Here is a 26,280-nt window from a genome sequence, read left to right on the forward strand (position 1 = left end):
GCAACGGAAGATGAACCCGACCACCACCACACTCACCACACCGGCCACCACAGGCCCGGCCCCAGCCCCAGCCCCAACGCCATCCCCATCCCCAGCCCCAGCCCCAGCCCCAGCCCCAGCCCCGACTATCAACACGGTCGTCTTCGATCTCGACGGCACGCTCGTCGACACCGTCGCCGATATCGCCCACGCCGTGAACCGGGCGCTGCAACCGGCCGGGCTGCCCGCCCTGACCCTGGCCGAGGTACGCGGCCAGGTGGGCCTGGGCGGCACCGCGCTGGTGCGGCGGGCGCTGGCGAAGGCGGGCCGGGAAGCCGGGCACGAAGAGGTGGCCGAGCTCCAGGACGCCTACCTGACCGCCTATGCCGCCGAACCCGTCCGCCACTCCACCGTCTACCCCGGCGCCGCCCGGCTCCTGGACGAACTGCGCGGCTGTGGCGTACGCCTGGGGATCTGCACCAACAAGTCCGGCCGGATCACCGGTGAGTTGCTGGCCGCCCTGGACCTGACCGAACGCGTCGACGCCGTCGTCACCGGCGACACCCTGCCGGTCCGCAAACCGGACCCCCGGCCCCTGCGGCACACCGTCGAGCTGGCCGGGGGCACGGCGGCGCTGATGGTCGGCGACAGCACCAGCGACGTCCGCGCCGCCCGTGCCGCCCGACTCCCGGTCGCCTGCGTCGCGTTCGGCTACCACGACGACGTGGCCGCGCTCGCCCCGGACGCGGTACTCACGGACTACGCCACCTTCTTCACCACGGTGCGCGGCGCAGGCATCCCGCTCCCCGCCCCCACACCCTGACAAACGCCGAGATCCCGGCCGGACGGTGATCGTCTGACCGGGATCTCGTGTTGTCGTGCGGTGGACCTGAGGGGACTCGAACCCCTGACCCCCTCGTTGCGAACGAGGTGCGCTACCAGCTGCGCCACAGGCCCTTGCGACGAGAGAAACTCTAGCATCCCGGTCGCGGTGCCCGGAAATCGCTTTCGGTGCTGGTCAGTGGAGGGGCCGCCGGGGCGTGCGCCGGGGTGGTGTGGGTCACTCGTTGGCGGCGCGGGGGCGGTCCTCGTCCTCGTACTGGTCGAAGAGGGGGGTGCGGCCCCGGGGGCGGCGGTCGGTGTGGGGGGTGTCGTGGGGGTGCTCGGGGGCGGCGCTGGAGCGGGCGGAGCTCCAGGCGTCGTCGGCGTCGAGGTCCACGTGGCTGGTGGCGCGGGGGGCCACCGGGGCGGTGACGTAGGTGGGGAGGGGGACGGGGACCGGGTCCCAGCTGCCGGAGGCGGGGCGGGGGCGTTCGCGTTCGCGCTGCTGGTCGACCCACTCGGCGTGGTCGGTCTCCTCGACGAGGGCGCGACGGCCGGCGGTGTGGTGGGAGGCGGGGGCGGCCGGGCGGGGCGCCTCGGGGGCGGCCTCGGCCGGGGCGTCAGCGCGGACGTCGGGCTGGTGGTCGTCGGCGGGCGGCTGGTCGGCCGCCTGCTGAGGGCGGGGCCGGCCCTCCCGCAGTCGCTGGGCCGCCACCTCCGCCTTGCGCTGGTCCATGGTGAAGACGAAGCGGCGGCGCTCCTGGACGCGGAGGTAGACGATGTAGGCGGTCAGGAGGGCCGCGGGGAGGGCGGGGGCCCACAGGAGGGGGAGGCCGCCGACGGCCGCGGCGATGGCGCCGATGGTGAAGACGAGGAAGAGCACCGTGATGGTGCGGCGGCGGCGGGCGAGGACCCGGGCGCGCTTGGTCCGCTCGGCGAGGGAGGGGCGGTGCGGGCCCGCCTGGATGCGGGTGTGCGGGGCCTCGGCCTCGGGGAGCGGTTCGGGGTCGCCGAAGGACCCGGCGCCGGCCTCGTCGGCCAGGGCGTCCGGGTGCTGCTCGTCGCCGGCATCGTCGGCAGGGCACTCCTCCTGCCCCTTGTCGTAACGGCGTTGCATGGCCGCACGACCGGACAGGAGCCGGATGGCAGTGCTGAAGCGTTCGGTCGGACGGGCCTCGTTGAGCTCGTCCTGCCTACGGAGCCACATCGGCACCAGATAGGCGGCCCAGGCCCCGACGATGACTGCGTAGATGAGGCCGCTGCTTCTCACAACTCACACGGTAGAGGGGTTTGCGCGGGGCCATCCGCCAATTGAGCCGGTGTGTCGCACGATCTGGCTGATATCTCGAACTTTTTTTGCGATTGTCAGAGAGACCTGGTCGGCAATGCGGTCAGGTCGGACACTTTATTCGAACATTTATTTCATTTGTGGGGTGTGCCCGGTGTACTGGGGCGCCGCCGGCGCCAGCGGTTGAGCAAGCCCTCGGGCACTTCTTCCGCAGTCAGCGCGAATACCGCATGGTCGCGCCAGGCGCCGTCGATGTGCAGATAGCGCGGGCGGATGCCTTCTTCACGGAAGCCGAGTTTCTCCACCACCCGCAGGCTGGGGGTGTTTTCCGGCCGAATACAGACCTCGATGCGATGCAGTCCCACGGCGCGGAAGCAATGGTCGACGGCGAGCGCCACGGCGGTCGGCATGACGCCGCGTCCGGCGACTTCCTTGTCGACCCAATAGCCGATATGCCCCGAGCACATGGAGCCCCAGGTGATACCGGCGACGGTGAGCTGTCCGGCGAGGCGGCCCTGGTATTCGATGACGAACGGGAGCATGCGGCCCGCCTGGGCCTCGGCGCGCAGATGCCGGACCATCTGGCGGAAGGTGGGGCGGTGCGGCGAGGGAATGCCGGGCGGGGGCGGCGGGATGGTGGCTTCCCAGGGGCGCAGCCAGTCGCGGTTGCGGCGGTTGACCTCGCGCCAGGGGCGCTGGTCGCGCGCCTTTATCGGGCGGAGGGTGATCTCACCGTCCGTCAGGACCACCGGCCAGAACGCGTTCAGCTCGGGCTCCCGGTGGGTCTGGGGTGATCGCCGCCGTGGATCTGGTCGACGGCGTGCGGGAGGAGGTCCGCAAGGACGGCCAGCCCGTCGCGTACGCCGCCGGTCGAGCCGGGGAGGTTGACGATCAGGGTCCTACCGGCCACGCCCGCCAGGCCGCGGGAGAGGGCGGCGGTGGGGACCTTGTCGCGCCCGGCGGCGCGGATGGCCTCGGGGATGCCGGGGACCTCGTAGTCCAGGACGCGGCGGGTGGCCTCGGGGGTGCGGTCGGTCGGCGAGAGGCCCGTACCGCCGGTGGTGAGGATGACGGCGTAACGGGCGGAGTCCACGGCGGCGCGGAGGGCGGCTTCGACGGGGTCGCCGTCGGGCACGATCTGGGGGCCGTCGACGGTGAAGCCCATGGCGGTGAGGCCCTCGGCCAGGAGCGGGCCGCCCTTGTCGGGGTAGACGCCGGCGGCGGCGCGGTTGGAGGCCGTGACGACCAGGGCGCGGGCGGGGCTCATCCGCGGGTCCAGTCGCCGGACTTGCCGCCGGTCTTCTCCTCGACGCGGATGTCGGAGATGACGGCCGCCTTGTCGACGGCCTTGATCATGTCGACGACGGTGAGGGCGGCGACGGAGACGGCGGTCAGCGCCTCCATTTCGACGCCGGTGCGGTCGGTGGTCTTGACCGTGGCGGCGATCTCGACGGCCTCGTCGGTGAGGGTGAGGTCCACCGTGACGCCGGAGACGGCCAGGGGGTGGCAGAGCGGGATCAGCTCGGGGGTGCGCTTGGCGCCCATGATGCCGGCGATCCGGGCGGTGGCCAGCGCATCGCCCTTCGGCATGCCCTCACCCCGCAGCAGCTCGATGACCTGCGGCGATACCAGGACGCGGCCGCGGGCGCGGGCGGTGCGGGCGGTGACGGACTTCTCCGATACGTCGACCATCCGGGCCGCGCCCGCCGCGTCGATGTGGGTGAGGTGTTGCTGGCCGCTGCTCATCGTTCTCCTGGACCGTGCCGTGCCGCGCCTGTGGGACGACACCGTACCCGCACCGCCCGGCGGCTACCCGAGCAGGACGACCTCCACCTTGTCGCCCGCGGCGACCTCGGTGACGTCCTCCGGGACGATGATCAGCGCGTTGGCATGCGCCAGGGCCTTGATCAGATGGGAGCCGGTGCCGCCCACCGGGGTGACCTTGCCGGTCTCCGGGTCGTGGGAGCCGCGCAGGAACTGGCGCTTGCCCTTGGGCGAGGAGGCGAGGGGCTCGGTGCACTCGGCCTGGGCGGTGGGACGGTGGGCGTCCGGCAGGCCCATCAGGGTGCGGATGGCGGGGCGGACGAAGAGCTCGAAGGAGACGTACGAGCTGACGGGGTTGCCGGGCAGCGCCATCAGCGGGGTGCGGTCGGGGCCGATGAGGCCGAAGCCCTGGGGCTTGCCGGGCTGCATGGCCAGCTTGCGGAACTCGACCGTGCCCTCCTCGGCGGAGAAGTCGGTCAGGGTCTCCTTGACCACGTCGTAGGCGCCGACGCTGACTCCGCCGCTGGTGACCAGGATGTCGGCGCGGATGAGCTGGTCCTCCAGGGTGGCGCGCAGCGTCTCGGCGTCGTCGGCGACGGCGCCGACCCGGTAGGCGATGGCTCCGGCGTCGCGGGCGGCGGCGGTGAGCTGGAAGCTGTTGGAGTCGTGGATCTGGCCGGGGCCCAACGCCTCGCCGGGCTGGACCAGTTCACTGCCGGTGGACATCACCACGACCCGGGGGCGGGGGCGGACCTTCACCGTGCCGCGGCCGATGGCGGCGAGCAGGCCGATCTGGGGCGGGCCGAGGACCGTACCGGCGCGCAGGGCCGGCTCGCCCGCGGTGACATCACTGCCCTTGGCGCGGATATGGGCGCGCGGCTCCACGGGGCGGTGGACGCGGACCTCGCCGGTGGCGTCCTGGGGGGCGGCGGTGGCATGCCTCATGGTCAGGACGGGGCCCTCACCGCTGCCGCCGTCGGTCCATTCGACGGGGACGACGGCCTCGGCGCCGGGCGGAACCGGGGCGCCGGTCATGATGCGGGCCGCCTCCCCGGGGCCGATGGCGGGCGGCTCGCCGCTGCCGGCCGCGACATCGCCGATGACGGTGAGGGCGGCGGGGAACTCCTCGGTGGCGCCCGCGACATCGGCGACGCGGACGGCATAGCCGTCCATGGAGCTGTTGTCGAAGGGCGGCAGGGCGAGGGGGACGGTGATGTCCTCCACCAGGACGCAGCCCTGGGCGTCGAGGAGTTGCAGCTCGATCGGCTGGAGCGGATGGATCTTGGAGAGCACGTCGTCGAGATGCTCGGCCACCGACCAGACGCGGTCCTGGTGGCGGGTCTGGTCGGTGGTGCCGTTCAACGTCCTACATCTCCTCGGTGACGTAGCTGCGAAGCCAGGCCCTGAAGTCCGGGCCCAGGTCTTCACGTTCGCATGCCAGTCTGACAATGGCACGCAGGTAGTCGCCACGGTCTCCGGTGTCATAGCGCCGGCCCTTGAAGACGACGCCGTGTACGGGGCCGCCGAGGGCGGGGTCGGCGGCCAGTGCCTGGAGGGCGTCGGTCAGCTGGATCTCGCCGCCGCGGCCCGGTTCGGTCTTGCGCAGCACCTCGAAGACGGCCGGGTCGAGGACGTAGCGGCCGATGATGGCGAGGTTGCTGGGGGCGTCGGCGGGGTCGGGCTTTTCCACCAGGTCGGTGACCACGACGACGTCGTCGTCACCGGTGGGGGTGGCGGCGGCACACCCGTACAGGTGGATCTGGGACGGGTCGACCTCCATGAGGGCGATCACCGAGCCGCCGTGCTGCTCCTGTATGTCGACCATGCGCGCCAGCAGGGGGTCGCGGGGGTCGATGAGGTCGTCGCCGAGGAGGACCGCGAAGGGCTGGTCGCCCACGTGGGGCTCGGCGCACAGGACGGCGTGGCCCAGGCCCTTGGGGTCGCCCTGGCGTACGTAGTGCATGGTGGCCAGGTCGCTGGATTCCTGGACGCTGGCGAGGCGGGACCGGTCGCCCTTGCGGTGCAAGGCCTCTTCGAGCTCGTAGTTGCGGTCGAAGTGGTCCTCGAGGGGGCGCTTGTTGCGGCCGGTCACCATCAGGACGTCGGAGAGTCCGGCGGCGACCGCCTCCTCCACCACGTATTGGATGGCGGGCTTGTCGACGACCGGGAGCATCTCCTTCGGTGTGGCCTTCGTAGCAGGGAGAAACCGGGTGCCGAGGCCGGCTGCCGGGATGACAGCCTTGCTGATCCGTGTGTGCGATGGAGTCATGCGCGACACCCTAACCGGCTCATTCGGCACGATGATGAGGGTCCGGTGAAAAGAGCAGGAGAGCGGGAGCAAGGGCCCACAAGTGAACTCTGGTCACACGTCTGATCACGATAGAAAGCGCAGGTTGCGGCGGGATCTCCTGGAGGTGAGGAGAGCGTTGCCGCCGGATGTCGTCGCGGCCACGGGCGAGGCGCTGGCCCGCCGGACGCGGGAACTGGCGGAATTCCGTGCCGTGCAACCGGGGGAAAGTACCAGCAGGCCGGGTGAGCCGGGTGAGACGGGTGGTTCCTCCGGCGGGGCCGGTCCGCTGACCGTGGCCGCCTATGTCTCCATCGGGCAGGAGCCCTCCACGCGTCCGCTGCTGGATGAGCTGCGGGCGGCGGGGGTGCGGGTGCTGCTGCCCGTCCTGCTGCCGGACAACGATCTGGACTGGGCCCCCTACGAGGGCGTCGAGCGGCTCGTACGGGCCGGCTGGGGGCTGCTGGAGCCCGCCGGTGAGCGGCTGGGACCGGACGCCGTCACCGGGGCCGATGTGGTGCTGCTGCCGGGGCTGGCGGTGGACCGGCGGGGGCTGCGGCTGGGGCGCGGCGGCGGCTCCTACGACCGGGTGCTGGCGCGGCTGGAGCGGGCGGAGGCGCCGGCGTCGCTGGTGGTGCTGCTGTACGACGCGGAGGTGCTGGACGAGGTGCCGGTGGAGGAGCACGACCGGCCGGTGGACGCGGCGGTGACGCCGTCGGGCGTACACCGCTTCGCAAAGCCCGACAGGACCGGAAAGCCCGGAAAGCCCGGAAAGGCGTAAGCCGGAATGCCGTAAGCCCGAGAACGCCGTCGGGCGGGCCGGGAACGTCCGGCCCGCCCGACGGCGTGATCTTGCTGGTGCTGCGGTCTCAGGGCGCCCCCTGAGGCCGCGCCCTTACGGGGACAGCGTCAGCGTGTCCTTCGTCCTCTTCTTGACGGCCGCCTCGCCGAACGCCCAGGGCAGCAGTTCGCCCTTGGCCCACTTGTCGGTCTGGTCGTAGTAGTGGTCGCTGTAGGCGTGCCCGGAGGCCCCGGTGAGGTTGATCCAGCGCGACTTGTCGAGGTCGGCGAGGTTGACGACCATCCGCATGGACGGGACCCAGGTGACCTTGTAGCCGCCCGCGGCGTTCCAGCCGGTGGCGTCCACCGCGGCCTCGCCGCCGCCGACGTTCCACGGCCCGCGGTTGAACAGGCCCTGGAGCAAGCCGGGTCCGTCGGTGCCCAGCGTCTGGTTGTTCAGGTACAGCTGGTGCAGGCGGCCCCAGCTCCAGTTGTCGATGTTCTTGCCGAGCTTGGCGGTCAGCTCGTAGCGGGCGTCCTTCATGGCCTCGGCGAGCAGCTGGTCGCGGTTCTTGTCACCGGGGTGGCCGGGCCGGTCCTCGGTCTTCCACCAGGCGTTGTTCGGGTCGTCCAGGATGCCGCGGACGACCTCGTACCAGCGGTCGCCACCGTCGGGCTGCGCCGAGTCGGCGGCCCGCCGGCCGCATTCGCGCACCCATTTGTCGAGGTCGTCGGCGGGGCCGGTCTCGTTCGCCGGGTGGACGGTCAGGCACTGGCCTTCCAGCCGCAGTTCCTTGGGCATCTTGTTGCCGAAGGCGAGCTTGAGGGTGTTGCGCCAGACGGCGTTGAAGTAGGCGGCCGCGGCGGAGTCGGGCTCCTGGGTGAAGTCCCAGCCGTCCAGCAGCTGCTGGGCGTCGCGGACGTACTTGTCCTTGATGTCGATCTTCGTCAGGTACGGGGTCAGCAGCCGGGCGATCTCGCTGCTGTTGTCCTTCTGGAAGGTCTGCATATCGTCCGTGGAGACCTTGCCGCCGTCCTTGATCTTCGACTCGATCAGGTCGTTGATCCGCTGGCTGCGGGCGCCGTAGCCCCAGTCCTTGGTGAGGAGGTAGGGGTACTTCTTCTCGTCGATGACGGCCTGGTTGGCGGTGACGATGTAGCCGCGCTTGGGGTTGTACTCGTAGGGCAGGGCCTGCTGGGGGATGAAGCTCTTCCACTGGTACTTCGGGTCCCAGCCGGGCGCCGGGTAGGTGCCGTCGCCGGCGCCGCGGACCGGGATGCGGCCGGGCGCCTGGTAGCCGATGTTGCCCTTGGTGTCGGCGTAGATCAGGTTCTGCGAGGGGACCTCGAAGTGCTCGGCGGCCTTGCGGAAGGTCGTCCAGTCCTTGGCGCGGTCGAGCTCGAAGACGCCGTCCATGGACTTTCCGGGGTCCAGGGCGGTCCAGCGCAGCGAGACGGCGTAGCCGTCGCCGCGGTCGGGCGCGGCGTTGCCGACGGGGGCGTCCTTGCCGACGCCGGCCAGCTCGTCGTCGCGGTCGGAGACGATCGGGCCGTTGTTGGTGGACCGGACGGTGATGTGGTGACTCTCCCCGCCGGCGACCTTGATGGTCTCCTTGCGCGTGAGGAAGGGGCGCTGCCGGTTGTCGTAGAGGTAGCCGCCGGCGCTGATCTTCTCCAGGTAGAGGTCGGAGACATCGGCGCCCAGGTTGGTCATGCCCCACGACACGTTCTGGTTGTGGCCGATGACGACGCCGGGCATGCCGGAGAAGGTGAAGCCGGAGACGTCGTAGTTGCACTTGGGGCCGACGGTGCGGCAGTGCAGGCCCATCTGGTACCAGAGCGAGGGCATCTGCGGGGCCAGGTGCGGGTCGTTGGCCAGCAGCGGTTTGCGGGTGGTGGTGTGGTCACCGGAGACGACCCAGGAGTTGGAGCCGATGCCGTTGCCGTTGGGGCCGAGCAGCGCCGGGACCTTGTCGAGGGTCGTGGACAGCGACGACAGCTTCGACTGCACGCCCGCGACGGCGGTGCCGGCCGGGGCGGCGTTGACCGCGCCCTTGGGCCGGAACTGCTTGGTGGCCCGGTCGACCGAACCGCCCTCGACGATCGGCTTGTTCCGCTGGTACGGGTACGCGGGGTAGAGCTGGGCGATCTGCTCGGGGGTGAAGCGGCTGGTCATCAGGGACCGGTCGATCTCCTGCTGCATGTTGTCGCGCAGGTCCCAGGCCATCGCCTTGAGCCAGGCGACCGAGTCGACCGGCGTCCACTTCTCGGGCGTGTAGTCGTTCTGGAGGCCCAGCGCCGCGTACTCCAGGGACAGGGCCGAGCCCTGGTGTTCCTTGAGGTAGGCGTTGACGCCGTCCGAGTAGGCCCGGAGGTACGCCTTCGTGCTGGGCGACAGCTTGGTGTCGTACTCCTTCTGCGCGACGTGGTGCCAGCCCAGCGTGCGCAGGAATGCGTCGGTCTTGACCTGGCCCTTGCCGAACATTTCCGACAGCCGGCCGGCGGTCATGTGACGGCGGACGTCCATCTCCCAGAAGCGGTCCTGGGCCTGGACGTAGCCCTGGGCCCGGAAGAGGTCCTCATCGGTGTCGGCGTAGACCTGCGGGATGCCGTTGCCGTCGCGGGCGACGTCCACCGGGTGAGCCAGCCCGGGAAGTTTGAGCGAGCCGGTGGTCTGCGGCAAGGAGGCACGTACGGTGCTGACGCCCCAGTACGCGCCACAGCCGATGCCCGCCACGAGCAGCAGCACGACCGTGATGGCGACGAGACGGCCGCGCCGCCCCTTCTTCTTCTTTGGGGCTGGGCCGGACTTGTTGGCGGGCATCTCTGTCCTTCGAGGGGCAGGGTGGGAGTGCTGGAGCAACCATAGGCGCACGGCTCCGGCGAGCCCTACGCGGAGTCACAACCGGCACCTCAAACGTTCAAGCAATGGTAAATTGTTAGCCTCAGTAACTAGATACGGTAAGGATCGTAGGGACACAACCGCCCGTAAAGCCCATAACCGGCCCAAGGCCCCCTCCGGCCCGTGCGAGAAAGGACCGGCTCCTGACTGTCCACCATCTCAACGAACTCCTGCTGGTCTGCTCGCTCGTACTGCTCATCGCCGTGGCCGCGGTACGGCTCTCCTCGCGCAGCGGGCTCCCCAGCCTGCTCATCTACCTGGGGATAGGCATCGCCATAGGGCAGGACGGCCTCGGCGGCATCGTCTTCCACAACGCCGAGCTGACCCAACTGCTGGGCTACGCGGCCCTTGTCGTCATCCTCGCGGAGGGCGGCCTGGGCACGAAGTGGAAAGAGATCAAGCCGGCGCTGCCACAGGCCGCGATGCTCTCTACGGTCGGTGTTGCGGTGAGCGTGGGGGTCACCGCGGCGGGCGCGCACTATCTGGCCGGGCTCGACTGGCGCCAGGCGCTGCTGATCGGCGCGGTGGTCTCCTCGACGGACGCGGCCGCGGTCTTCTCCGTCCTGCGCAATGTGCCGCTGCCCTCCCGCCTGACGGGTGTCCTGGAGGCCGAATCGGGCTTCAACGACGCACCGGTGGTCATCCTGGTCGTGGCGTTCTCCACGGCCGGACCCGTCGAGCACTGGTACGCCCTGCTCGGGAAAATAGCCCTGGAGCTGGCCATCGGCGCCGCCGTCGGACTGGCCGTCGGCTGGCTCGGCGCGTACGGCATGCGGCATGTGGCACTGCCCGCCTCCGGCCTCTACCCGATCGCCGTCATGGCCATCGCCGTCTCCGCCTACGCGGCCGGCGCCCTGGCCCACGGCTCGGGCTTCCTCGCCGTCTATCTGGCCGCCGTCGTCCTCGGCAACGCCAAACTGCCGCACGCCCCGGCCACCCGCGGCTTCGCCGAGGGGCTCGGCTGGATCGGCCAGATCGGCATGTTCGTCCTGCTGGGCCTGCTGGTCACCCCGCACAACCTCCTGGACGACATAGTCCCGGCCCTGGTCATCGGCATGATCCTGACCCTCGTGGCCCGTCCGCTGTCGGTCCTGCTGAGCCTGCTGCCGTTCCGCGTTCCCTGGCGGGAGCAGACCCTGCTGTCCTGGGCCGGTCTGCGCGGTGCGGTGCCCATCGTCCTGGCGACGATCCCGATGGTCACCAACATCCCCGGCAGCGAGACCGTCTTCAACATCGTCTTCGTCCTGGTCGTCGTCTACACCTTCGTCCAGGGCCCGACGCTGCCCTGGCTCGCCCGCCGGCTCCGGCTGGGCGACGGCGAGGAGGCCGCCGACCTGGGCATCGAGTCCGCCCCTCTGGAGCGGCTGCGCGGCCATCTGCTGTCCACCTCCATCGGCCCCGCCTCCCGGATGCACGGCGTCGAGGTCGGCGAGCTGCGGATGCCGGCGGGCGCCGCGGTCACCCTCGTCGTACGGGACGGCTCCAGCTTCGTACCGTCGCCGACGACCGTGCTGCGGCGGGGCGACGAGCTGCTGGTGGTGGCCACCGATCCGGTACGGGACGCGGCCGAGCGGCGGCTCCAGGCGGTCTCCCAGGGCGGCAAGCTGGCCGGCTGGCTGGGGACGGGCGGGCACCTGGGGCACCGCGGTCACCGGGGGCAGGGCGGTCAGCGCGGGGGCCGCGCCGCCGGGTGAGCGGGGCAGCCGGGCCCCCGGGCGAGCAGGGGCGACCCGACCGGCCGGTATGTGCCGCATCTCTCCACGGATCCCAAGGAATTCCGCGTGAAGCCCTGGTTAATCCCAGGGCTTCACGGGCCGGGATCTGTACTATGAAGGGGAAAGAAACGAACCACCTCTGCCTGATGCAGAGCTGGCGCGACCGCTCGGCGGCCGCGGTCCACTGCCACACACGCAGCCACTTCCTTTAGTGGGGACCACGCGGTATCACTCGGTCCTGCGCGAGAGGACAGCTCTCGGCGCGTACCCGTGACGACCTCGCGGCGGCGCGCTACCAGGCGGCAGAAAGGCCCGGCCGTGGCATCCGCGGTCAAGGACTCCCGTCCCGGTTACGGACACCTGCTGCGCACCCCCGGTGCATGGACCTTCGTGCTTCCCGGCTTTCTGGCCCGGCAGCCGTTCGCCATGCTGACCATCGGCATCACCCTGCTCGTCCAGTCGACCACCGGCTCCTACGGCTCCGCGGGCGCGGTCACCGCGGCCACCGGCGTCTCGATGGCGCTGTTCGCCCCGCAGAGCGGCAAGCTCGCCGACCGCTTCGGCCAGCGCGCGGTCCTGCTCCCCGGCGTACTGATCCACGTCGTCGGCGTCGCCTTCCTGACCACCCTCGCCCTCGCCCACGCCCCCCTGTGGGCGCTGCTCGCCGTCGCCGTCCCCACCGGCGCCTCGACGCCGCAGGTCGGCCCGATGGTGCGGGCCCGCTGGGCGGCCAAGCTCGGCGGCAGCCCGCTGATGCCGACCGCCGCCGCCTTCGAGTCGGTCACCGACGAGTTCACCTTCGTCGTCGGCCCGGTGCTGGCGACCGCGCTGTGCACCGGCATCCACCCGGCCGCGGGCCTGGTCGCCGAGGCCGTGCTCACGCTGGCCGGCGGCCTGCTGTTCGCCGCGCAGCGACGCACCCAGCCGCCCGCCCACCGCACCCCGGCCGACGACCGCCCGCACGCCTCGGCCCTGTCGGTGCCCGGCGTACGCGTCCTGATCGTGGCGTTCCTCGGCATCGGCACCGTCTTCGGCGGCATGCAGGTCTCGCTGACCGCCTTCACCCAGCACATCGGCCACCCCGGCATCAACGGCCTCCTCTACGGGATCTTCGCGGCCGGCAACATGCTCGCCGGTATCGCCTGCGGCGCCATCGCCTGGAAGGTCGGCCCGCGCCGCCGCCTCCTGGTGGCCTACGGACTGCTCGCGCTGGCCACCACCCCGCTGTGGACGGCGACCGCGGTGCCGCTGCTGGCCGCCATCGGCCTGGTCGTCGGCCTGTGCATCGCCCCGGCCCTGATCTCCGGCTACACCCTGGTCGACTCCCTGGTGCCGGCCGCCGCCCGTACGGAGGCCTTCACCTGGCTGACCGGCGCGGTGGCGCTGGGCCAGGCCGCCTCGTCCTCCATGGCCGGCCAGCTGACCGACCGCTTCGGCCCGAGCGCCGGGTTCCTGGTGCCGCTGGCCGGTACGGCGCTGGCGCTGACCGTGCTGCTCGCGCTGCGCGCACATCTGGCGCCGCGCGCCTCGACGGTGGTCGCCTCCCAGGGCTCCGCCGCCGCGGCCGACGCCGCCCACGAGGAGCGGGAGCGCGAGCTGGCGAGCGCCTGAGCGAAGCCTGAAGTGGCGGTGCGGTGAGCGGCTTCCGGGCCGCGGGGCGGGCGCCCCGACGGACGTGGGGCGGGCCTCCGTCCGGACGTGGGGTCGGTCACCGTATCCCGTCCACAGTGGACTGACGGGCCGGAATACTGCACTATGGAACGTCGTTAGCACTCATCGAGTGAGAGTGCCAGGAGGAAGTCACGTGCCGACCTACCAGTACCAGTGCACCGCGTGCGGCGAGGGCCTCGAGGCGGTCCAGAAGTTCACCGACGACGCGCTCACCGAGTGCCCCAGCTGCAACGGACGCCTCAAGAAGGTGTTCTCCGCGGTCGGCATCGTCTTCAAGGGCTCCGGGTTCTACCGCAACGACAGCCGCGGCTCGTCGTCCAGCAGCAGCCCCGCCAAGAGCTCGTCCTCCTCGGACTCGTCGGGCTCCTCTTCCTCGTCGAGCGGCTCCGGCTCCTCCGACACGAAGTCGGCGGCCCCGGCCGCCGCATCCTCGGGCAGCAGCAGCTCCGCGGCCTGACCAGCGTCTTTGCGGACCCCGCCGGCACCGCCGGCGGGGTCCGTTGCTTTTCCCGGGCCAACCGGGTGCCGACGGGGCCTGCCCCGATAGTGTGACCGGCATGTCTGACGCGGAGAGCGGAACGGGGACGGGGAACGGGACGGGCGCGGGGGCCGGGGCTTCTGCGGCCGGCGCGGCGGAGATCGGAGTGATCGGCGGCTCGGGGTTCTACTCCTTCCTCGACGACGTGACCGAGGTCACGGTGGACACCCCGTACGGGCCGCCCAGCGACTCCCTGTTCCTGGGCGATGTGGCCGGCCGACGGGTCGCCTTCCTCCCCCGGCACGGCCGTGCCCACCACCTCGCACCGCACCGCATCAACTACCGCGCCAACCTGTGGGCGCTGCGCTCGGTCGGCGTACGCCAGGTGCTGGGTCCGTGCGCCGTCGGCGGCCTGCGCCCCGCATACGGTCCGGGCACCCTGCTCGTCCCCGACCAGCTGGTCGACCGCACCAAGGCCCGCGCCCAGTCCTATTTCGACGGCGAACCGCTGCCGGACGGGCAGGTGCCCCACATCGTCCATGTCGGGTTCGCCGATCCGTACTGCCCCACGGGCCGCCGCGTCGCCCTGGCCGCGGCCCGCGGCCGCAACTGGGAGCCCGTCGACGGCGGCACCCTCGTCGTCATCGAGGGCCCCCGCTTCTCCACCCGCGCCGAATCGCAGTGGCATGCCGCGCAGGGCTGGTCGGTGGTCGGGATGACCGGCCACCCCGAGGCCGTGCTCGCCCGCGAACTCGGCCTGTGCTACGCCTCGATGGCCCTGGTCACCGACCTGGACGCGGGCACCGAGAGCGGCGAGGGCGTCTCCCACGAAGAGGTCCTGAAGGTCTTCGGCGAGAACGTCGGACGGCTGCGCGAGGTCCTTTTCGACGCGGTCGCCGCACTGCCCGACGGCGCGGCGCGCGAGTGCGGGTGCGCGGACGCCCTCAAGGGCTGGGACCTGGGGATCACGCTGCCGTAGGGGCCGGATCCGGGTGGCCCGGGTGGCCCGGGTGGGTTGAGTGGATTGAGTGGCTCGGGTGGGCGGTGCGGTTCGCGTGGGTGACCGGAGTTGTCCACAGCGGGCGGCTCATCCACAGCCCGAAGCGGGCCGGGCGGAATTCCGGCACGGTGGTGATCGCCGGTTCCGAATTCCGCACCTACCCGACAGGCGGTGACCACGATGACCCTCCCGACGCCCACGCCCACGCCCACGCCCGAGCCCGAGCCCACCCCGACGCCCGAGCCCACACCGATGCTCCGGCCTCCTCTCGGCCCTTTCCCTGCCGACGGCACCTCCCCCGGCGGCTCCCTCGGCACCTCCCCCGGCGCGCCCGCCGCCGTAACCCTCCCTGCTGCCGCCGGCGCTCCCTCCCCCAGTGCCCTCACCGCCCCCTTCGACGGCTTACGGCTCCCGGCGGCCGACGCCCCCGACCCGCCCCTTCCGACGCCCCTGACATGTGAAGTGCCCCACTTCGCCCCGGTACGATCCGGCGGCGGCCGGTGCCGCCGACCGTGGGCGGCGCGCGGGCGGCTGATCGCGGCCGGACTGGCAATGGCCGCCGCAGCACTGGCCGGCGGCGTTTCGTACGGTGCCGTACGAACGGCTCCTGCGGCCGGATGCCCGGCGGCGGCGCTCTCCGGAGGGCGATAGCCATGCGCCAAGATCGAGTGGCATCCCCTCTCCTCGCACGGAAAACTTCTCCGGGTGGCTCGGAGGGCAGGCCGCCGTGCCGGATCCGCACTCACGCCCTGGCCGATCGCCGATTCGCGTGGAGCGACTGGACACCGCCGCCCTGCCCTGCCGTAAGTTGCGGTGCCGAGTGTCGGCACATGGTCCGTACCGAGCGTGGAAAGAGGCTGTCAGGTGAGCGAGAAAAAGGGCGTCCTTCAGGGATTCAAGGAATTCCTGATGCGCGGCAACGTCGTCGAGCTCGCGGTCGCGGTCGTCGTCGGTGCGGCATTCACCAATATCGTCAATGCCGTGGTCAAGGGCGTGATCAACCCGATCATCGGCGCGCTCGGCTCGCAGAACCTCGACAACTACAAGTCCTGCCTGAGCAACAGCTGCCACCCGGACAAGAAGACGGGCGCGTTCACCGACGGGATCTTCATCCTGTGGGGCTCGGTGCTCAGCGCCGCGCTGACGTTCCTGATCACCGCCGCGGTCGTCTACTTCCTCATGATCCTTCCGATGAACAAGTGGAAGGACCGCCAGGCCGCGAAGAGGCCGGCCGAGGACACCCCGGCCGACCCGACCGAGGTCGAGCTGCTGATGGAGATCCGCGACGCCCTGCTCGCCCAGCGCAACGGCTCGGCCCCGGCGTCCGCCACCGTGATCAAGCAGAAGACTCAGCCTTAGCGAGCGTTCCGGAGCGCATGGGCCGCCCCGTCGCCTCGCTCAGAGGTGGTGGGGCGGCTTTTCGTCGAGGAAGCGGGCCAGGTCGGCGGCGCTTCCGGAGGAAGTGGGACGGTCGCCCCAGCCGCGGTCGGTGTCGTCCGAGGACTGCTGGTCCAGCGGGTCGTCGAAGATCAGCGCGGCGGGGCGCGGCGCGGGACGGGCCGCCTCGGGCTGCTCGGAGGCGGGGGCCGGTTCGGGATCGCGGGTGGTGCTCACGTCTTCAGGGTACGGGCGGGGGCGCGGGAGGCGGCACAGGGCGCCGGCACATCGGCGGGGCCGGTCCAGTGCCGATCCGGGGCCGGTGCGTCCGCTGCGTCCGCTCGAATACGTACGCTCGGACCATCGCGTCGATGTGATGGAACTGATCTGACGGTCAGGGGCGAGGGGGAGCGGATGCGTATCGGAGAGCTCTCGGAGCCGACCGGCACGCCTCGGCGGCTGTTGCGGTACTACGAGGAGCAGGGGCTGATCGTCGCGCAGCGGGCCGCGAACGGCTGTCGCGAGTACGACGAGCGGTTTGTGGACCGGGTCCTGCAGATCAGGGGGCTGCTGGACGCCGGGCCGCCCACGAGGATCATCAAGCAGATCCTGCCGTGCCTGGACAAGCCCCGGGTCATTCACTTCGCCGACGCGACACCGGAGATGCTCGGCACGCTGGAGCTGGAACGCGACCGTATGACGGCGCGTATCGAGTGCCTGACGCGGAACAGGGATGCCGTGGCCGGGTACCGCGAGGTGGTGCGGAACAACCGGAGGACGGAGGACGGCTAGGGGGTGGCGCGGGAGGGGTGGGGCGGGGCGGGGGGCGGGGCCCCCGGGGGGGGTGGGTCGGGCGGGCGGCGCAGGTTGTCGTGTCAGGACTCGTCGAGTGCCTCGTGCCACCAGCGGTCGCGTCCCGGTGTCCAGGAGACGGGACGTGCGCATCGGTTCACCACCAGGACCGTACGGGCCGGGTCGCCGCCCGTGGCCCGGCCCCGTGCCAGGGCGTGGTCGAGTACCGCCTTGACCGGACGGATGGCTCCTTCCCAGAACGCCGCATCCGCCGTGATCAGCACCCGGGCCCCCAACTCCCGGGTGCGGGAGGCCAGTTCGGGCACCGTGAGCGAGACCGGTAGCGTGATGCGTATCGCGTCCAGGCGGCCGCAGGCGAGCGTGGCGATCACCGACTCGGGCACCAGTGGCAGATGCACCGCCACCTGGTCACCGGCCCGCACCCCCAGCCGCGCGAGCGCCGCGGCCGCGCGATCGGCCTGGTCGAGGAGCATGCCGTGGGTCAGCTCCTCCATCCGGCCCGGCTCCCCGGTCCAGGTGAGGGCGATCTGTGACCCCTGCGGCTCTTGAATGTCCGGGGCGTCATCTGCATGCTCTGTGGTCACACGGCGCAACATGCGCTTCAGCATGAAGATGAGCGATCAACGATCGCTGAACGTTTGTTGTACGGCTCTGTCGGCCGTAAGGCCGTGCCGGTAACTCGGCCAGTCGTACGGCTTCTTGCACCTGCCGCCGCCCGTCGTCTTCCGCGGCCGCTCGGGCCTTTCTGCCCCGCTTCCGGTGCCTCCAATCCCGTCGCGTACGCCCGAATGTCCCCGACTCGTGGTGTCGCGCGCGGCGTATGTATGTGCGCCGTGCACGCGTGAGAGGCAGCCGATGACCCGCCGCAGGTCCCGTCCCGTATCCCTGAACCGCGACCCGTTCCCCCTCAACCGCGCCCCGTCCCCGACCCGCAACCCCGCCCTGCTCGCCGTGGCTCTCGGTGCCTTCTGCGTGCAGCTGGATGCGTTTGCGCTGAATCTGGTGCTGCCCGTCCTCCGTACCGACCTGCGCGGCTCACCGGCCGCGACTCCGTGGATCGTCAGCGGCTATCTCCTCGCCGCAGGCGCGCTGATGCCGGTCGCCGGGCGGCTCGGCGATCTGTACGGCAGGCGCCGGATGCTGCTGCTGGGGCTGGGCCTCTTCGGCGGCAGTGCCGCATGGTGCGCGCTCGCGCCGTCGGTGCCCGTCCTCGTGGCGGCCCGGGTGGTCCAGGGGGCGGGCGGCGCGCTGATCATGCCCGTGGGGCTGGCGTTGCTCACCAACGTCTTCCCGTCACAGTGCCGCCGAAGGGCCATCGGCCGGGCCCTGGGACTGGCCGGACTGGGCACGGTCGGCGGCCCGTTCCTCGGCGGCGCGCTCGCTCAGGGCGCCTCGTGGCGGGCCGTCTTCTGGCTCACGGTTCCGCTCACCGCGGCCGCCGTGCTGTGCGCCCGGCGCGCCACCGAGTCCCGCGACCCGGCCGCCACCGGTCACCCCCTCGACGCCGCTGGGACCGTCACCGCGACGGCCGCGCCCGCCTGCCTGGCCCTCTGGCTCCAGCACCCCGCCGACTGGGCCTGGGCGGCCGGTGCGCTGCTGCTCGGCGCCGCCTTCGTCCGCGCCGAGCGCCGGTGCCGCGCCCCGCTGGTGGACCTCGGGCTGTTCCGTAACCGGCCGTATGTCGCGCTGACGGCGGCCGGGGCGGTGGCCAACTCGGCGACCGTGGCGCTCTTGTACGCCGTCCCGCTGACGCTCCAGCAGACGCCGGGACGGTCGCCGCTGGGCACCGGGGCGGCATTTCTCGCCCCGGCCGCGGCGCTGGCGCTGGGCGGCCCGCTCGCCGGGCGCGTGCGGCCGGCCGCGGCCGTTCCCGTGATGGCGGGCTGCCTCGGCACCGCGGCGCCGGCCCTGATGGCCGTCGGGTGTGCCACCGGACCGGCCGCGCTCCTGATGGCGGCGACCACCGCCGCGCTGGCGCTGGGGGCGGCGGGCGGGCTGGCGCTCACCGGTACCCAGGCCGTCGTCCACCCCGGGCGCGCGGGCGAGGCGTCCGGTGTGACCAAGTCCGTGATGACGGTGACCGCGGGCGTCGGGCTCACCCTGTCCGGGACCCCGGCCGCGCCCGGCGCGCACCCGGCACTGGTGCTCCCGGCCGCCCTGTGCCTGACGACGGCGCCGGCCGTGGCGCTGGCCGTACGACGCTTGCGGTGACGGCCGTACGGGACACCCGACGCGCCCCCGCTGTCCGGCCATCCGGCGAACGCGCTGATGTCCGTACGGGGCACCCCAACCCGCCCCCACCACGCGGCGCGCCGGGCTCACCCCGCCACTCCCTCCTCCACCGCCCCCTGATACCCCCCGACCACATCCCGCACGTCCCCGAACCCCCGTGCCTCCAGGAGGGCCGCCGCGATGACCGAGCGGTTGCCGCTGTGGCAGTAGACGACGACGGGGCGGGTGCGGTCGAGGTGGTCGAGGTGGTGGGTGAGGGTGGCCAGGGGGATGTTGCGGGCGCCGGGGAGGGCGCCCGCCTCGTATTCGGTGGGGTTGCGGACGTCGATCAACTGGCAGGGGGCGGCGGCGAGTTCGGCGGCCGACAGGCGGCGGGTGGAGGTGGTCAGCACGGGCTCGCGGGCCAGGGCGGCGGTCGGGTCGGGGACATGGCCCAGGACACGGTCGTAGCCGATACGGGCGAGGCGGAGGCGGGCCTCGTCCTCCGTACCGGGGTCGGCGAGCAGCACGATGGGAGTGCCGGGGGTCACCACGCAGCCCGCGTATTCGGCGAACCGGGTGTTCAGCCCCGTGTGCAGGGAGCCGGTGAGGTGGGCCCGGGTGTAGGCGGCGAGCGGCCGGCAGTCCAGGAGGGCGGCGCCCTGTTCGTCGCGGGCCGTGCGGGCCTCCTCCAGGGTGAGGGCCGGCAGCGGCGTGGCCTCCAGGAGGGGATGCCCGTCCCGGTTGAGCGCCGCGTCATGGGCGAAGTAGCCGGGGGCGGCGGGCTGTCCGGCGGTGACCAGCTCGACGAAGGCGCTCTCCGGCATGGGTTGCAGGGCGTAGTTGAGGCGCCGCTGGTCGCCGATGGTGGAGCTGGTCTCGGTGGACAGATTGCGGCCGCAGGCCGAGCCGGCGCCGTGTGCGGGGAAGATCCGGGTCGCGTCCGGGAGGACCATGAGTTTGGTGTGGAGGGAGCGGTGCAACCGGGCGGCCATCTCCTGCGGGGAGTGTCCGGCGGAGGAGAGGAGGTCGGGGCGGCCGACGTCGCCGACGAAGAGGGTGTCGCCGGTCAGCACGCCGAACGGCACGTCGTCGTCGGGGTGTTCATGGATGACCAGGCAGATGGACTCGGGGGTGTGCCCGGGGGTGGCGAGGACGGTGAGGGTGACCCCGTCGCCCGCGATGCCGCCCAGGGAGAGGCGCTCGCCGTCGCGTAACCGCCGTATCGGGAAGCCGGTTTCGGCGGCCTCGCCGAAGGCGATGGTGGCGCCGGTGGCCTGGGCGAGTTCGAGGTGGCCGGAGAGGAAGTCGGCGTGAATATGCGTCTCGATGACGAGTTCGATGCGCAGACCGAGCTCGTCCGCGTCGCGCAGGTAGTCGTCGATGTCGCGGCGCGGGTCGACGAGGACGGCGCGTCCGGAGCGCTGATCGCCGATCAGGTACGACGCCTGGGACAGGCAGTCGAGGTAGTACTGCGCGAAGTGCACGGTGGCCTCCAGAGCGGGTGCCCGAGGTCCGCCTCGGGCAGAGTCCGTTGTGCGGATGCACGGATGTACGTACATTAGCGTCGGGGTGTACGGACCTGAAGCGCCGGGATGCGGAGGCAAGCGGCGCGCCGCACTCCACCATGCCCTGCGGAGGAGCCTCATGACGAACCCTCAGCCGGTCGCCGACCACGGCCCGCGCCCCCTGGACCGGCGCTCGCCGCTCCCCCTGTGGGCGCAGCTCTTCGACGATCTGCGGCGCCGGGTGGCGGCCGGGGAGTTCACCGAGGAGTTCCCGGCCGAGCACCGGCTCACCGGCGAGTACGAGGTCAGCCGGCACACCGTGCGCGAGGCGCTGCGCAAACTGCGTGCCGACGGCCTGGTGATCGCCGAACGCGGCCGCGCCAGCCGCCTGGACACCCGCCGCATACAGCAGCCGCTCGGCTCGCTCTACAGCCTCTACCGCGATCTGGAGGGGCAGGGCGTCGAGCAGCGCAGCGAGGTCCTGCGGCTGGAGCGCACCGTGGACGGCACGATCGCGCGGCATCTGGGGCTGGGCCCGGACGCGCCGCTGATCGTCCTGGAACGGCTGCGGCTGGCCGACGGCGAACCGCTCGCCCACGACACCGCGTATCTGCCCGCCGAGATCGCCGAGCCGCTGCTGGCGACGGACTTCGGGCACACCTCGCTCTACGGCGAACTCTCGCGGCGCTGCGGGGTGCAGGTCACCGGCGGCCGCGAACGCATCCAGCCGTTCCTGCCGGACATCCGGCAGGCGTGGCTGCTGGGGCTGGCCGACCGGGAGGCGGCGTTCGCCATCGAGCGGATGGGGCGGGCCGGGGCGCGGCCGGTGGAGTGGCGCGAGACGGTGGTCCGCGGCGACCGGTTCGCCTTTGTCGCGGAGTGGGCCGACGGGACGGGGGCGGTCGCGCTGTCACCGGCCTCGCCACCCGCCTCGTCGCCCGCCGCCCCGACCCGTCCCTCCGCCTAGCGTGTCCGTCGTCTTAGCCGCGACGGCGGCCGGGTGCGGGCTGCTGATAGGTGGGCTGCTGGGCGCGCTCGGCGGCGGCGGATCGATTCTGGCCGTACCGGCGCTGGTCTATCTGCTGGGCCAGTCGCCGCACGAGGCGACCGCGGGCGCCCTGGTGGTGGTCGCGGTAGGCGCGGTGAGCGGGCTGCTCTGCCACGCCCGCGCGGGCCGGGTCCGCTGGGCGGCCGGGGCGGTCTTCGGTGCGCTGGGCACGGCCGGCAGCTACCTCGGCACCCGGTGGAGCGCGGCGCTGGACCCGTCGGTGCTGATGGCGGCGTTCGCGGGGCTGATGCTCGCGGTGGCGGCGGCGCTGCTGTTACGGGGCCGGCGGGAGCGGGGAGCGCCCGCCCGGCGCCGGGCCCCCGCCCGGATCGCCGCGACCGCCTCCGCGGTCGGCCTCCTCACCGGCTTCTTCGGCGTCGGCGGCGGCTTCGTCGTCGTACCGGCGCTCACCCTCGTCCTGGGCCTGGAGATGCCGGTCGCCATCGGCACCTCCCTCCTCGTCATCCTCGTCAACTCCGCGACGGCGCTGGCCAGCCGGGCCGGTACGGGCCACCTGGACTGGCCGCTGCTGGCCGGTTTCGCGGCCTGTACGGCGGCCGGCAGCTATTTCGGCAACCGCCTCGCCGCCCGGCTGCCCGCGGCCGCCCTGACCAGGTCCTTCGCCGCTCTGGTCGGCGTTCTCGCGCTGACCATGGCGGCCACCGCGATACCCCGCCTCTAACGCGGGCCGGCACCGCAACGTACCCATCCCCCAACCGAGAGGACCCACATGACGCCGCCCCCCGCCCCGCACCACCACCAGATCCTGATCGTCGGCGGCGGTACCGCGGGCATCACCGTCGCCGCCCGGCTGCGCCGCGCCGGCATCCGGGACATCGCGCTGCTGGAGCCGTCGGAGACCCACTGGTACCAGCCGCTGTGGACGCTCGTCGGAGGCGGCCAGGCCCCGCTGCGCGCCTCCCTGCGTACCGAGGCGGAGGTGATCCCGCCCGGCGTGCGCTGGCTGCGCGAGCGGGCGAGCGCCGTCGATCCCGTCGCCCGTACGGTGACCACCGCATCCGGCCGGGTCTTCTCCTACGGGCGCCTCGTCCTCGCCCCCGGCCTCCACCTGGACTGGGACGGCATACCCGGCCTGGCCCCGGCCCTGGGCCACGGGGGCGTCAGCAGCAACTACCGGCCCGATCTGGCCCCGTACACCTGGGAGGTGATCCGCCGGATGCGCCGCGGTACGGCGCTGTTCACCATGCCGTCCGGCCCGGTCAAATGCGGCGGCGCACCGCAGAAGATCGCGTATCTGGCGGCCGACCACTGGCGCAAACGCGGTGTCCTCGGGGCGATCCGTACCGTCCTCGTGCTTCCGGAACCGGCGATGTTCAAGGTGCCGGTGTTCGACCGGGCGCTGACCGAGACGGCCCGCCGCTACGGCATCGAGGTGCGGCTGAGCTCGGAGATGACGAGCCTGGACGGCGCCGCCCGCGAGGCCGTCGTCACCGATCACACCACCGGCGCCACCGAGACCCTGCGCTACGACCTCCTGCACGCCGTCCCCCCGCAGCGCGCCCCGCAGTGGCTGGCCGAGAGCCCGCTCGCCGACCCCGCCTCGCCCCACGGCTACGTCGCGGCGGACCGCGCAACCCTCCAACACCCGGACTTCCCCGAGGTGTTCACGATCGGCGACGCGGCCCACCTGCCCACGTCCAAGACCGGTGCGGCCATCCGTAAACAGGCCCCCGTCCTCGTCGCCAACCTCCTCGACGACCTCCGCGGCCGCCCCGCCGCCGCCCACTACGACGGCTACACCTCCTGCCCCCTGGTCACCGCCCGCCACAAGATGCTCCTGGCCGAGTTCGACTACGACCTGCGGCCCGCGCCGTCGATCCCGTTCCTCGACACCACCCGCGAGCGCACCGACATGTGGTTCCTCAAGCGCTACGGGCTGCCGCAGCTGTACTTCAAGGGGATGCTCAAGGGGCTGGCGTAGCGGCCGTTGGCTCGCGCCCGGGGTCCGGGTACGCCGCGATCCGGGCGCGGGCCTGGTTATCCTGAGCCGGCCTTCAGCAAAAGCCTGGTTCACCTGGCCGTTCTGCTCCGGACCGTCACCTGGCGCCGGGCCGATGTGAGGTGAGCCGCCCGTGGCCTTCGGCACGGGGAGGCGACGTCGGAGGGGCGGGACGAAACATGACGGGTTCTACGGGGCACCGCCCTCGGCCGACCCACCGACAGCAACCTCGGCCCATACGGTGTGCCCGTCATCCGTGGTGTCCTGCCCCCACCGCTCGCTCATCGCCGCGACGATCAGCAGCCCGCGCCCGTGCTCCTGCTCGGCGGGCGGCCCCTGCCGTATGGCCGCCCAGCCCTTCCCTTCGTCGCGCACACCGACCCTCATTACCGCGCCCGTGCGCGCCAGCTCGACGCCGAGGAAGCGACTCTTGCTGTGCTCCAGCGCGTTGGCGACCAGCTCCCCGGTGACAGCCTCCAAAACGTCGGCCGCCTCCCGGGGCAGCCGCCACGACCGCGCCATGTCCCGTACGAAGCGACGAGCGACGCACGCTGAGGCAAGCTCCCCACCGGGCAGCGAGGCCAGCACTGACGCCTGTAGCTCGACAGGAACCACGCCCGACTCCTCCTCGTCCTTCTCCTCCTCATCCGCCGACGCGAGCCGGAGCCTGCGACTCTCGGCAATGAACAGCGCATCGTCCAACGCATCCACCAACTGCGCACACAAAAAACGGAGTTCGGAAGCCACTGCGGGACCACACTCCGCGAGGACGTTCCGCCCCTGTCCGAGCACCCTCCCCGCGAGGCCGAGCTGCACGGCCTCGATCCGGTTGGCCAGCCGCGATACGGGGCCCGTGCCGTCGGTGGACAGATAACAGGGCCGCCCGTCTCCGACGGTCCGGGGCAGCGCCCGCACGCCCGGGTCATCACCGTTCACCGCGCCGCCTCCACCGTGAACGGGAGGAGATAGGGGCGGACCATCGCGGTGGCGTCACCGTCGATCGGGACATCGGCGGCGTACGGGCCGGGGCGACGGGTGCAGCTGGCCGCGGCGCTGCGGGCCGGTGAGGCGGGGCGGACGGGACGGGGTGGGCGAGCTGGCGACTTGGCGCGGTGGTGACCTTGGGGGACGAAGAGAGCTTGGAGGCGGTTACGGGTGCGGCTGATGAGGTTGGTCATGTTCTCAACTCCCGTTCGGATGGACGGCAGCAACGAATGGCGCAGATCGTCATCACCTGCATGCGGTGAGTAACTTCAGTTGGAGTATGGCACTGCCCATCTCGCCATGTGAATCTCACGGTGAACTTCCCTCGAAGGTGTGTCAGCTGACGAGTGCTGTTTGCTGGCTTCCCGTGCGACTCGGGAGAATGGCGCGACCTGGGCACGAGGAGGGCATGACAGTGGGGCCGACAACTCGCCGCCGCCAGTTGGGGGCTGAACTCCGCAGGCTGCGGGACCGCAAGGGGCTGACACTGGAGGTCGCCGGGCAGGCGGTGGGGATCTCGCGTGCCACCGTGAACCGTTACGAATCCAATCAGGGGCCCGTGAAGTGGATCGTGGTGGAAGCACTGTGCCGCGCTTACGAAGCATCTGACACCGAGCGGGAGGCCGTCGTTGCACTGGCCAAGACGGCCAAAGTGCAGGGCTGGTGGAAGGGCTACAGCGATGCGATCCCCGAGTGGATCACACCGCTTCTGACGTTGGAGGACGAGGCCGTCGAAGAGTGTCACTGGGCGAATGCCTATGTCCCGGGACTGCTTCAAACGCGCGCGTACGCCACCGCTGTTATCCAGGCGGCGGAAGTCCGAGCGGATGCAGAGACGGTCGAGCGGATGGTCGACGTCCGGATGAAGCGGCAGGAGGTGCTGAAGCGGGAGGTGCCACCGCATCTGTGGGCCATCATGGACGAGGCTGTAATCCGGCGTCGCGTTGGGAACGCCGGGGTGATGGCCGAGCAGCTACGGCATCTTTGCGACAGCAGCAAATCTCCCTACGTGACCTTGCAGGCGTTGCCGTTCGAAGCTGGGGCGCATGCCGCGGAAAGTACGGGTTTCATCATCATTCGCGGCCAGGAGCCGTCGTTGGACGTAGTGCATCTGAGCAACCTCAGCGGGGCTTTGTACTTGGAGAAGGACGCCGAACTGGAGCGGCATAGAATGGTGTTCGAGTACCTGCGATCGCAGGCGCTGAGCGCCAGTGACAGCAGCCGGCTGCTCAGGACCCAAGCTGAACAGTTCGCAGCCCAAGCGCGCAAGGAGTCATGATGCCCGCAGCTGACCACCGAACCGACAACCTCCACTGGTTCAAGTCCTCGTACAGCGGCGGAGCGGGCAGCGACTGTATCGAAATAGCCGACCTCCATGGCCGGGTCGCCGTCCGCGACTCCAAGGACCCGGACGGGCCCGTCCTGGCCTTCCCCACGCCCGGGTTCGCTGCGTTCGTCGAGGGGGTCCGGGGTACCAACTGACGGTCGCCGTGCCCCGTGGCGACCGGAAACCGATGGATTGTCAGTGCCGTCTGGCATGGTGAGGGTGTTGCCTCGTTCGGCGACGCAATCCGCTTGCGTGCGCTCGTACGGTGCCGGTTGGGTGGTGGACAAGGACCTGCACCCGGACAAGGGCGCCGGCAATGACGGTCACGACGGAACACGCGGCGGCGGCGGAAAGTAGGGGGACTTA

General features: G+C 71.7%; 26 protein-coding genes and 1 tRNA gene. 14 read left to right on the top strand and 13 right to left on the bottom strand.

Annotation, left to right across the window (positions count from 1 at the left end; translation table 11 throughout):
- Positions 1–10 precede the first annotated feature (10 nt).
- Entirely contained in the window at positions 11–802 is a 792-nt protein-coding gene (gene gph / locus SNA_RS42105) for a phosphoglycolate phosphatase (protein WP_157879862.1), read from the top strand.
- 61 nt (positions 803–863) lie between these two features.
- Here gph and SNA_RS04615 read toward each other — a convergent pair.
- The 7 genes from SNA_RS04615 to galU all read right to left on the bottom strand — a co-directional run bounded on the left by SNA_RS04615 (position 864) and on the right by galU (position 6,122).
- Positions 864–936 (bottom strand) — tRNA-Ala (locus SNA_RS04615).
- Positions 937–1,039: 103 nt separating this feature from the next.
- On the bottom strand, positions 1,040–2,071 hold the full coding sequence (sepX, locus tag SNA_RS04620) for a divisome protein SepX/GlpR (protein ID WP_044363399.1): 1,032 nt from the start codon (positions 2,069–2,071) through the stop codon (positions 1,040–1,042).
- A gap of 152 nt (positions 2,072–2,223) precedes the next feature.
- Complete coding sequence (locus SNA_RS04625) at positions 2,224–2,838, bottom strand: GNAT family N-acetyltransferase (protein WP_030069449.1); 615 nt, start codon at positions 2,836–2,838, stop codon at positions 2,224–2,226.
- A gap of 14 nt (positions 2,839–2,852) precedes the next feature.
- Positions 2,853–3,356: a MogA/MoaB family molybdenum cofactor biosynthesis protein gene (locus tag SNA_RS04630; protein WP_030069447.1), complete on the bottom strand. Its 504-nt coding sequence runs from the start codon at positions 3,354–3,356 to the stop codon at positions 2,853–2,855.
- Positions 3,353–3,835, bottom strand: a complete 483-nt coding sequence (gene moaC / locus SNA_RS04635) for a cyclic pyranopterin monophosphate synthase MoaC (RefSeq protein WP_030069445.1) — start codon at positions 3,833–3,835, stop codon at positions 3,353–3,355. The genes SNA_RS04630 and moaC overlap by 4 nt, the downstream gene beginning before the upstream one ends.
- Positions 3,836–3,898: 63 nt before the next feature.
- Positions 3,899–5,215 (bottom strand): molybdotransferase-like divisome protein Glp, encoded by a 1,317-nt coding sequence (gene glp / locus SNA_RS04640; protein ID WP_030069442.1) that lies wholly within the window; start codon positions 5,213–5,215, stop codon positions 3,899–3,901.
- Positions 5,216–5,219: 4 nt separating this feature from the next.
- Positions 5,220–6,122 (bottom strand): UTP--glucose-1-phosphate uridylyltransferase GalU, encoded by a 903-nt coding sequence (gene galU, locus SNA_RS04645; RefSeq protein ID WP_030069440.1) that lies wholly within the window; start codon positions 6,120–6,122, stop codon positions 5,220–5,222.
- A gap of 124 nt (positions 6,123–6,246) precedes the next feature.
- Here galU and SNA_RS04650 point away from each other — a divergent pair, with 124 nt between their 5' ends.
- Positions 6,247–6,921: a 5-formyltetrahydrofolate cyclo-ligase gene (locus SNA_RS04650; RefSeq protein WP_078969678.1), complete on the top strand. Its 675-nt coding sequence runs from the start codon at positions 6,247–6,249 to the stop codon at positions 6,919–6,921.
- Positions 6,922–7,035: 114 nt separating this feature from the next.
- Here the strand turns inward: SNA_RS04650 and SNA_RS04655 are convergent, their stop codons facing one another.
- Positions 7,036–9,744: a penicillin acylase family protein gene (locus SNA_RS04655; RefSeq protein WP_030069436.1), complete on the bottom strand. Its 2,709-nt coding sequence runs from the start codon at positions 9,742–9,744 to the stop codon at positions 7,036–7,038.
- Positions 9,745–9,917: 173 nt separating this feature from the next.
- Here SNA_RS04655 and SNA_RS04660 point away from each other — a divergent pair, with 173 nt between their 5' ends.
- The 5 genes from SNA_RS04660 (at position 9,918) to mscL (ending at position 16,045) form a co-directional block, all read left to right on the top strand.
- Entirely contained in the window at positions 9,918–11,516 is a 1,599-nt protein-coding gene (locus SNA_RS04660) for a potassium/proton antiporter (RefSeq protein ID WP_078969679.1), read from the top strand.
- Positions 11,517–11,855: 339 nt separating this feature from the next.
- Positions 11,856–13,148: an MFS transporter gene (locus tag SNA_RS04665; RefSeq protein WP_030069432.1), complete on the top strand. Its 1,293-nt coding sequence runs from the start codon at positions 11,856–11,858 to the stop codon at positions 13,146–13,148.
- A gap of 193 nt (positions 13,149–13,341) precedes the next feature.
- Positions 13,342–13,665, top strand: coding sequence for an FmdB family zinc ribbon protein (locus tag SNA_RS04670; protein WP_030069430.1), 324 nt, complete (start codon positions 13,342–13,344; stop codon positions 13,663–13,665).
- A 100-nt stretch (positions 13,666–13,765) separates the two neighbouring features.
- The gene (locus tag SNA_RS04675; RefSeq protein ID WP_078969680.1) at positions 13,766–14,665 is read left to right on the top strand and encodes an S-methyl-5'-thioadenosine phosphorylase; all 900 of its coding nucleotides are present in this window, start codon (positions 13,766–13,768) and stop codon (positions 14,663–14,665) included.
- An 885-nt stretch (positions 14,666–15,550) separates the two neighbouring features.
- Entirely contained in the window at positions 15,551–16,045 is a 495-nt protein-coding gene (gene mscL / locus SNA_RS04680) for a large conductance mechanosensitive channel protein MscL (protein ID WP_030069427.1), read from the top strand.
- A 39-nt stretch (positions 16,046–16,084) separates the two neighbouring features.
- Here the strand turns inward: mscL and SNA_RS04685 are convergent, their stop codons facing one another.
- The gene (locus SNA_RS04685) at positions 16,085–16,300 is read right to left on the bottom strand and encodes a hypothetical protein (protein WP_030069425.1); all 216 of its coding nucleotides are present in this window, start codon (positions 16,298–16,300) and stop codon (positions 16,085–16,087) included.
- Between the two features lie 177 nt (positions 16,301–16,477).
- On the opposite strand from SNA_RS04685, the gene SNA_RS04690 reads away from it, so the two are divergent.
- The gene (locus SNA_RS04690) at positions 16,478–16,855 is read left to right on the top strand and encodes a MerR family transcriptional regulator (protein WP_030069423.1); all 378 of its coding nucleotides are present in this window, start codon (positions 16,478–16,480) and stop codon (positions 16,853–16,855) included.
- Positions 16,856–16,938: 83 nt separating this feature from the next.
- Here the strand turns inward: SNA_RS04690 and SNA_RS04695 are convergent, their stop codons facing one another.
- The gene (locus SNA_RS04695; protein ID WP_241779542.1) at positions 16,939–17,460 is read right to left on the bottom strand and encodes an AMP-binding protein; all 522 of its coding nucleotides are present in this window, start codon (positions 17,458–17,460) and stop codon (positions 16,939–16,941) included.
- 271 nt (positions 17,461–17,731) lie between these two features.
- On the opposite strand from SNA_RS04695, the gene SNA_RS04700 reads away from it, so the two are divergent.
- Positions 17,732–19,087: an MFS transporter gene (locus SNA_RS04700; protein ID WP_078969683.1), complete on the top strand. Its 1,356-nt coding sequence runs from the start codon at positions 17,732–17,734 to the stop codon at positions 19,085–19,087.
- Between the two features lie 107 nt (positions 19,088–19,194).
- Here SNA_RS04700 and SNA_RS04705 read toward each other — a convergent pair whose 3' ends face one another.
- Positions 19,195–20,574 carry an MBL fold metallo-hydrolase gene (locus tag SNA_RS04705; RefSeq protein WP_044363406.1) on the bottom strand — a complete coding sequence of 460 codons (1,380 nt, stop codon included), beginning with the start codon at positions 20,572–20,574 and terminating at the stop codon, positions 19,195–19,197.
- A 160-nt stretch (positions 20,575–20,734) separates the two neighbouring features.
- Here SNA_RS04705 and SNA_RS04710 point away from each other — a divergent pair, with 160 nt between their 5' ends.
- From SNA_RS04710 to SNA_RS04720, 3 genes are read left to right on the top strand one after another with little or no spacing between them, the layout of a single operon-like run.
- A complete protein-coding gene (locus SNA_RS04710) occupies positions 20,735–21,562 on the top strand; it encodes a GntR family transcriptional regulator (protein WP_044363408.1) in 828 nt (275 codons plus the stop codon).
- A 1-nt stretch (position 21,563) separates the two neighbouring features.
- Entirely contained in the window at positions 21,564–22,325 is a 762-nt protein-coding gene (locus tag SNA_RS04715; RefSeq protein WP_044363410.1) for a sulfite exporter TauE/SafE family protein, read from the top strand.
- Positions 22,326–22,373: 48 nt separating this feature from the next.
- A complete protein-coding gene (locus SNA_RS04720) occupies positions 22,374–23,585 on the top strand; it encodes an NAD(P)/FAD-dependent oxidoreductase (RefSeq protein ID WP_030072128.1) in 1,212 nt (403 codons plus the stop codon).
- Positions 23,586–23,792: 207 nt separating this feature from the next.
- On the opposite strand, the gene SNA_RS39160 is transcribed toward SNA_RS04720, so the two are convergent.
- Both SNA_RS39160 and SNA_RS42110 read right to left on the bottom strand, forming a co-directional pair.
- Positions 23,793–24,539, bottom strand: a complete 747-nt coding sequence (locus SNA_RS39160; RefSeq protein WP_052808877.1) for an ATP-binding protein — start codon at positions 24,537–24,539, stop codon at positions 23,793–23,795.
- On the bottom strand, positions 24,536–24,781 hold the full coding sequence (locus tag SNA_RS42110) for a hypothetical protein (RefSeq protein WP_030072122.1): 246 nt from the start codon (positions 24,779–24,781) through the stop codon (positions 24,536–24,538). The genes SNA_RS39160 and SNA_RS42110 overlap by 4 nt, the downstream gene beginning before the upstream one ends.
- A 215-nt stretch (positions 24,782–24,996) precedes the next feature.
- Here SNA_RS42110 and SNA_RS04740 point away from each other — a divergent pair, with 215 nt between their 5' ends.
- Both SNA_RS04740 and SNA_RS04745 read left to right on the top strand, forming a co-directional pair.
- A complete protein-coding gene (locus SNA_RS04740; protein ID WP_030072121.1) occupies positions 24,997–25,866 on the top strand; it encodes a helix-turn-helix domain-containing protein in 870 nt (289 codons plus the stop codon).
- Positions 25,866–26,069: a DUF397 domain-containing protein gene (locus tag SNA_RS04745; RefSeq protein ID WP_030072119.1), complete on the top strand. Its 204-nt coding sequence runs from the start codon at positions 25,866–25,868 to the stop codon at positions 26,067–26,069. Before SNA_RS04740 ends, SNA_RS04745 begins: the two co-directional genes overlap by 1 nt.
- Positions 26,070–26,280 lie beyond the last annotated feature (211 nt).

It is taken from the genome of Streptomyces natalensis ATCC 27448 (assembly GCF_000935125.1).
Taxonomy (GTDB): Bacteria; Actinomycetota; Actinomycetes; order Streptomycetales; family Streptomycetaceae; genus Streptomyces; species Streptomyces natalensis.

What these genes read in the sequence shown, in the direction of transcription:
- gph (WP_157879862.1), top strand. Translation starts at nt 11, where the DNA reads ATGAACCCGACCACCACCACACTCACCACACCGGCCACCACAGGCCCG.
- SNA_RS04630 (WP_030069447.1), bottom strand. Translation starts at nt 3,356, where the DNA reads ATGAGCCCCGCCCGCGCCCTGGTCGTCACGGCCTCCAACCGCGCCGCC.
- moaC (WP_030069445.1), bottom strand. Translation starts at nt 3,835, where the DNA reads ATGAGCAGCGGCCAGCAACACCTCACCCACATCGACGCGGCGGGCGCG.
- galU (WP_030069440.1), bottom strand. Translation starts at nt 6,122, where the DNA reads ATGACTCCATCGCACACACGGATCAGCAAGGCTGTCATCCCGGCAGCC.
- SNA_RS04655 (WP_030069436.1), bottom strand. Translation starts at nt 9,744, where the DNA reads ATGCCCGCCAACAAGTCCGGCCCAGCCCCAAAGAAGAAGAAGGGGCGG.
- SNA_RS04675 (WP_078969680.1), top strand. Translation starts at nt 13,766, where the DNA reads ATGTCTGACGCGGAGAGCGGAACGGGGACGGGGAACGGGACGGGCGCG.
- SNA_RS04690 (WP_030069423.1), top strand. Translation starts at nt 16,478, where the DNA reads ATGCGTATCGGAGAGCTCTCGGAGCCGACCGGCACGCCTCGGCGGCTG.
- SNA_RS04700 (WP_078969683.1), top strand. Translation starts at nt 17,732, where the DNA reads ATGACCCGCCGCAGGTCCCGTCCCGTATCCCTGAACCGCGACCCGTTC.
- SNA_RS04710 (WP_044363408.1), top strand. Translation starts at nt 20,735, where the DNA reads ATGACGAACCCTCAGCCGGTCGCCGACCACGGCCCGCGCCCCCTGGAC.
- SNA_RS04720 (WP_030072128.1), top strand. Translation starts at nt 22,374, where the DNA reads ATGACGCCGCCCCCCGCCCCGCACCACCACCAGATCCTGATCGTCGGC.
- SNA_RS42110 (WP_030072122.1), bottom strand. Translation starts at nt 24,781, where the DNA reads ATGACCAACCTCATCAGCCGCACCCGTAACCGCCTCCAAGCTCTCTTC.
- SNA_RS04740 (WP_030072121.1), top strand. Translation starts at nt 24,997, where the DNA reads ATGACAGTGGGGCCGACAACTCGCCGCCGCCAGTTGGGGGCTGAACTC.
- SNA_RS04745 (WP_030072119.1), top strand. Translation starts at nt 25,866, where the DNA reads ATGCCCGCAGCTGACCACCGAACCGACAACCTCCACTGGTTCAAGTCC.